7 protein-coding genes are annotated in these 6,002 nt (G+C 46.5%); all 7 read right to left on the minus strand.

Features of this window, described 5'->3' with window-relative positions; all coding sequences use genetic code 11:
- Positions 1-177 (minus strand): response regulator (locus tag B3182_RS04490; protein ID WP_292751731.1); only part of this gene is annotated, 177 nt, incomplete at its 3' end.
- 8 nt (positions 178-185) lie between these two features.
- Positions 186-2,174 (minus strand): chemotaxis protein CheA, encoded by a 1,989-nt coding sequence (locus B3182_RS04495; protein ID WP_292353656.1) that lies wholly within the window; start codon positions 2,172-2,174, stop codon positions 186-188.
- A 12-nt stretch (positions 2,175-2,186) separates the two neighbouring features.
- A complete protein-coding gene (locus B3182_RS04500) occupies positions 2,187-2,918 on the minus strand; it encodes a protein phosphatase CheZ (RefSeq protein ID WP_292353657.1) in 732 nt (243 codons plus the stop codon).
- Between the two features lie 18 nt (positions 2,919-2,936).
- Entirely contained in the window at positions 2,937-3,326 is a 390-nt protein-coding gene (cheY, locus tag B3182_RS04505) for a chemotaxis response regulator CheY (RefSeq protein ID WP_169697805.1), read from the minus strand.
- A 16-nt stretch (positions 3,327-3,342) separates the two neighbouring features.
- Complete coding sequence (locus tag B3182_RS04510) at positions 3,343-4,071, minus strand: RNA polymerase sigma factor FliA (RefSeq protein ID WP_292353658.1); 729 nt, start codon at positions 4,069-4,071, stop codon at positions 3,343-3,345.
- Between the two features lies 1 nt (position 4,072).
- Positions 4,073-4,945: a MinD/ParA family protein gene (locus tag B3182_RS04515; RefSeq protein ID WP_014708082.1), complete on the minus strand. Its 873-nt coding sequence runs from the start codon at positions 4,943-4,945 to the stop codon at positions 4,073-4,075.
- Positions 4,938-6,002, minus strand: a 1,065-nt coding sequence (gene flhF / locus B3182_RS04520) for a flagellar biosynthesis protein FlhF (protein ID WP_292751719.1), incomplete at its 5' end; no start/stop codon positions are given. The genes B3182_RS04515 and flhF, both read right to left, overlap by 8 nt.

The following is a 6,002-nucleotide window of genomic DNA, read 5'->3' on the forward strand; positions in this document are numbered from 1 at the left end:
AGGCATTTCCAAATCCATGGTAATAACATCGGGTCTGTAGCGAGATACCAGTTCGACGGCTTCCATACCATCAGCGGCACTGGCGATAACTTCAAGCCGAGGATCGGCATTAATGATTTCAGTCAGTCGCCGGCGAAAAAAAGCTGAATCATCAACAATCAGTACCTTAACAGTCACAAATATCCTTAATAATTTCGATGTGCGTAGGTATTCATTAACTCTGGGAAATCAAGAATCAGAGCAATACGTCCATCGCCAGTAATGGTCGCTCCTGCAAAGCCTTTGGTGCCATGCAGCAGGGCTCCCAGAGGCTTGATAACCACTTCTTCTTGTCCAATCAACTGGTCAACAACAAAACCCACTTTTCGTGTGCCGACATTGACGATAACAACATGTTCGGTTGTTGCTTTACGCTCTGTGACATTGTTTTTATTCAGCCATTTACGCAAATAAAATAAGGGCAGAGCTTTGTTTCTAACAATAACAGTTTGCTGACCATCAACGGTATTGGTTTTATTCAAATCCAGATTAAAAATTTCATTCACACTGACCAATGGGAAGGCAAATATCTGATTACCCAACATCACCATTAATGTGGGCATGATCGCCAGAGTTAACGGGACTTTGATAGAAAGTGTAGTGCCTTTGCCTATTTCCGATTGAATATCAATGACACCATTGAGTTTGGAGATGCTGGTCTTGACCACGTCCATACCGACACCGCGACCGGAGATATCAGAAATATCCTGTTTCATCGAAAATCCTGGTGCAAATATCAATGCAAAACATTCCGATTCGGTCAGACGTGAGGCAGCTTCCTCATCCATCATGCCTTTTTCAACGGCTTTGCGGCGTAATACTTCAGGGTTCATTCCGGCGCCATCATCTGAAATAGTCAGCAGAATATGGTCACCTTCCTGAGCTGCAGCGAGCACGATTTGCCCTTGTTTCGGTTTGCCTGCCGCTTCACGGACATCGGGCATTTCAACGCCATGATCGACTGCATTACGAACCAGATGCACCAACGGATCTGCCAGGGCTTCTACCAGATTTTTATCCAAATCGGTTTCTTCGCCACGTAACTCAAGATTTATGTCTTTTTTCAGGCTGCGAGCCAAATCACGTACCACTCGAGGGAAGCGACCGAATACCTTTTTGATCGGTTGCATCCGCGTTTTCATGACGGCGGTTTGCAGGTCTCCAGTAACCACGGCAAGATTATTGACGGCTTTGGCCATTTCCTCGTTTTCAAAGGCCGCTTCCAGCGTGTTAATACGATTTCGCACCAGAACCAGTTCGCCTACCATATTCATGATGTCGTCCAGTCGGGACGTATCGACGCGTACACTGGTTTCTGCTGGCGCTTTCGCTGCTTGCGGTGCAGCTGCAGCAGCTGGTTTTACCGCTGTTACCACATCCTCATCGTCAGCCGTTTTCGGTGAAGATGCAGGTTCTGCTGGACTGACAGGTTTAGCTGCTTCGGCAGCAGGTTTAGCTGCGGGCGGAGGAGTGGTTTTAGCTGCTGGTTTCTTTCCCTGTAATTCATCCAGAAGCGCTTCAAATTCTTCTTCGGAGATTTCATCATCTCCAGTCGATTTGGCTGGTTCGGCTTTAGGAGGATCTGCAGGTGGAGTAATGCCAGGCGCAGCATTGCCATGCAACTGGTCCAGTAGCGCTTCAAATTCATCATCTGTTATGTCATCGCCAGCTACATTGTTTTCAGCTGCCGGTGGGCTCACTTCTGGTTCAGGCTCTGGTTCAGGTTCTGCAGCAGCGGGCGGCGCTTCACCAGATAAATAAGCCGCCAGTTGATCGATTATGACCGGATCAGCTGCCGTTGGATAAGAGCCGGCTTTGACCTCAGCAAACATACTGTTAAGAATATCCAGTACCTTGAGAAAGGTATCCATCATGTCTGCATCAACCAGGCGTTCACCCTGACGCAACAGGTTAAATACATCCTCGCCTTTATGACACAGGTTTACCATCGCTTCGAGACTTAAAAATCCAGCGCCACCTTTAATGGTGTGAAAGCCCCGAAAAATGGAGTTAAGTAAATCTTTATCCTGTGGCTGTGTTTCCAGAGCAACCAATTGCTCATTCAAGCCATCCAGTATTTCTTCTGCCTCAACCAGAAAATCCTGCAGAATTTCATCATCTGTATCTAAGGCCATGCTCCTGTCCTTCTAAAAACCAAGACTGGATAACAAATCATCCACATCGTCCTGGTTGTTGACCACATTCGGTTTATTTTTAGCATTTATCTGCGGTCCTTCTGCTTTTAATGGATCGACCTGTTTTGTCTCTCCACTTTGCTGAGATTGTCCTGCCACCTTAACCAGTTTTACCAGATTGTTTTCAACTTCTTCTACCAGTCCAATGACCTGGCGTAAAACTTGTCCGGTTAAGTCCTGAAAGCCCTGTGCCAGCGTCATTTCAGATAAGTTATTGTGGATCTCCCCAGCATGCGTATTCACCACAGGTAAGTAAGCTTCAATTTCCCGGCTCAAATCACGGAATTCTGTTGCTGACATCTCCCGATTTCGAAAGCGTTGCCAGCTTTCATTGAGCTTAGCGGCAGTTTGTTTCAATTCATTAGCCAAAGGCAGGGTTTTATCGATATAACCTAACGTTTTGTGTGCAGCTTCTTCAGTGGTTTGAATAACGTAGTTCAGACGATCCCGGGTATCCGGCATATCGTTGTGTGTCAGATCAACCAATCGGGCATCAACTTTGAAGTTATTTAATGCTTCGTGAAGTTCACGGGTCAATTTGCCTATTTGCTGAAATAATGCACTTTCGCGAGCATTGGTAAGCGCCATTAATTCAGTTTTAATACGATCTTCGTCATCCTGCTCAATCGCATTAATAAGGGCCTGGGCGGCTTCAAGTTGTTCTGCTTTATTCAGAGCTTCCATAAATTCCTTTCCAGCGGATTATTGTGCGTTGATACGTTCGAATATTTTTTCGATTTTTTCTTTTAATGTTGCGGCCGTAAATGGTTTGACAATATAGCCATTGACGCCAGCCTGAGCGGCCTCAATGATTTGCTCCCGTTTTGTCTCGGCAGTAACCATTAACACGGGCAAGGTAGCTAATTTGGGATCGGCACGCACAGTTTTAAGCAAGTCTATTCCTTGCATGCCGGGCATATTCCAGTCGGTTACCAGGAAATCGATACCACCTGCATTTAAGATGGGCAGGGCAGTTAAACCATCATCTGCTTCAATAGTATTATTGAAGCCAAGATCACGTAATAGATTTTTGATAATCCGTCGCATTGTAGAAAAGTCATCCACAATGAGGATTTTCATATTTTTATCCAAGGTATACCTCCCAAAATTACTGCATCCAATCGCGAAGCTTACTACGCAATCTCACCACAGTTTGTGTGTGGATCTGACTGACACGTGACTCACTGACGCCGAGTACTTCACCAATTTCTTTTAAGTTTAATTCTTCATTATAGTACAGGCTCATTAATAACCGCTCACGATCCGGCAGACCGTCTATCGCTTCTGCAAGAGCGCGTTCAAAATTGTTATTCTCGGTGATTTCAGCGGGACCGACATCATCACTACCGAAAGAGTCACCATCAGTCAGTTGATTATCAGTCATATCATCCAGACTGAATACCTGGTGCCCTGAGGCATCCTGTAATTGCTGGTGGTACTGATCAAGTGTCATTTCCAGTGCATCCGCCACCTCTACATCCATTGGTGAACGGCCAAGTTGCTGTTCAAGCTGATGCATGACTTCAGCGATTTCACGGGCTTTGCGGTGTACCGAGCGCGGTGCCCAATCATTGCGCCGAATTTCATCAAGCATCGCTCCACGGATACGAATACCCGCATACGTTTCGAAGCTGGCACCCTGGCTGGCTTTATACTGCTGGGAAGCATCCAGCAGACCAATCATGCCTGCCTGAATTAGATCATTCACTTCAACCGTATGGGGTAAGCGGGCAACCAGATGATAAGCGATACGTTTAACCAGGCCACCATGCTGTTCAATCAGCTGGTGCTGAGTGAGTTCTGATATTTGGCTGGAATACATGCTTAATCCAATCATCCTAACCTGCTTCCAGGCTAGCCTGTATCAGACGTTCAACAAAGAATTCCATATTTCCCCTCGGTTGTTTGGCTACGGGCCAGTAATCGATTTTTTTTGCCAGATGCTGAAATGCCGTGGCAGATTTGCTGCGCGGTAAAAACTCGACCACTGAACGTTGCTTTTTAACTGCCCGACGAAGATCTTCATCAAAAGGAACAATCCCCATAAAATTTAAGGTTACATCCAAAAAGCGATCGCATACCAGTGAGATTTTATCGAATAATTCACGACCTTCCTGAATACTGCGTCCCATATTGGCAATAATATGGAATCGTTCAACTCCATGCTCGCGACTCAGTAATTTGATTAATGCATAGGCATCGGTAATTGAGGCAGGTTCATCACAGACAACAACGATGACTTCCTGCGCCGCTTTGGTAAAACTGACGACACTGTCAGCGATACCTGCTGCACTGTCGATAAGCAGGATATCAATGTGATCATCGAGTTCACTAAAAGCTTGAATCATACCCGCATGTTCAGCAGGGCTGAGTTCAGCCATTTTCTTAACACCGGAAGCCGCTGGGATAATCTGTAGCCCGGATGGGCCATCAACCATAATTTCTTTCAGGCTTTTATCTCCCTCAAGAACATGCAGCAGATTGAATTGCGGATGTAAGCCAAGCATCACATCGATATTGGCCAAACCCAGGTCAGCATCGAGTAGAACGACTTTTTTCCCTTGAGTAGCAAGTGCCACACCAATATTCACCGTGACATTGGTTTTACCCACACCACCTTTACCACTGGCAATAGCGATTACTTTTACCGGCTTCGGAATGTGGGTCATTTTTCGCAGACCACTTGCCTGGTCCAAGGGTGCATCAGCCATAAGCGGCAAAACCTCCGTAACTGGATACTGTATGAGGATCCAGTGCTTGTTGTTCAGATTGCATCAACTCACTGGCCTGATTCACCAAACTGTTTGGTCGTGCCAGACCGAGATCTTCAGGTACTTGCTGACCATCGCAGATATAGGCCAAAGGCAGTTGATGACGAATTATTGCAGAGACCGCACCTCCCAGACTGCTGCTTTCATCAGTTTTGGTCAGAATGCAGCCGCTTAATTTAAGGTGCGAAAACGCCTTAATGATATCATTCAGAGCAGAGTTTTGGGTGGTTGCAGACAGCGTGAGGAAATGTCGGATTCGGGGAGAATGCTGAGTTAACATAGCTATTTTTTGTGTTAATTGCATATCACGCGGATTCATACCTGCAGTATCGATCAGTATAAAGCGCCGATCAAGCATATCATTCAGTGCTTCACCCAGTTCCTGATGGTTTCGCGCGACTCGTAATGAGACGCCCAATATACGAGCATAACTACGCAGTTGCTCCTGACCTCCGATTCGGTAGCAATCAGTGGTAATCAGGCCTACCTGGCGTGCACCGTGTTTCAATGCGCAACGCGCTGCCAGTTTGGCAATGGTCGTGGTTTTACCAACGCCAGTCGGTCCCACCAGAGCCATGATGCCACCTTTTTCGATAATGTCCTGATCTGATAACGGGATTTGCGCCGCAAGTTTGCCTAATGATTGACGCCAGGCAGTTTCCAGATCATCAATTCCCTGACTGGCTGTAACCAGTTGTTTGGCGAGTTCAACATCCGTTCCCATGCGCATATGGCGTTGCAAAACTTGCATCTGGGTGGGACTTTGTCTTGCCATATCCTTCCAGGTTAAATCAGATAGCTGGTTTTGCAGCATATCCCGCAAACTGGCAATTTCTTTGCGCATCTGAACCAGAGTGGGTTCCTGCGACCAGATATTTTGTTGTGGGGCAACGTAAGCCGGTGCTTGCGGTTGAGCAGGATCAATTTCAATTTTGGGTTCGTCTGCGACAGCTGCGGGACGAGGAACATTATTCTGACGACGGAATTGCGTCTCATC

Source organism: Methylophaga sp. UBA4204 (assembly GCF_002379485.1).
Classification (GTDB): Bacteria; Pseudomonadota; Gammaproteobacteria; order Nitrosococcales; family Methylophagaceae; genus Methylophaga.

Excerpts from the sequence above, each read along its gene's own strand:
- B3182_RS04495 (WP_292353656.1), bottom strand. The coding sequence starts at position 2,174 with ATGGCCTTAGATACAGATGATGAAATTCTGCAGGATTTTCTGGTTGAG.
- B3182_RS04500 (WP_292353657.1), bottom strand. The coding sequence starts at position 2,918 with ATGGAAGCTCTGAATAAAGCAGAACAACTTGAAGCCGCCCAGGCCCTT.
- B3182_RS04510 (WP_292353658.1), bottom strand. The coding sequence starts at position 4,071 with ATGATTGGATTAAGCATGTATTCCAGCCAAATATCAGAACTCACTCAG.
- B3182_RS04515 (WP_014708082.1), bottom strand. The coding sequence starts at position 4,945 with ATGGCTGATGCACCCTTGGACCAGGCAAGTGGTCTGCGAAAAATGACC.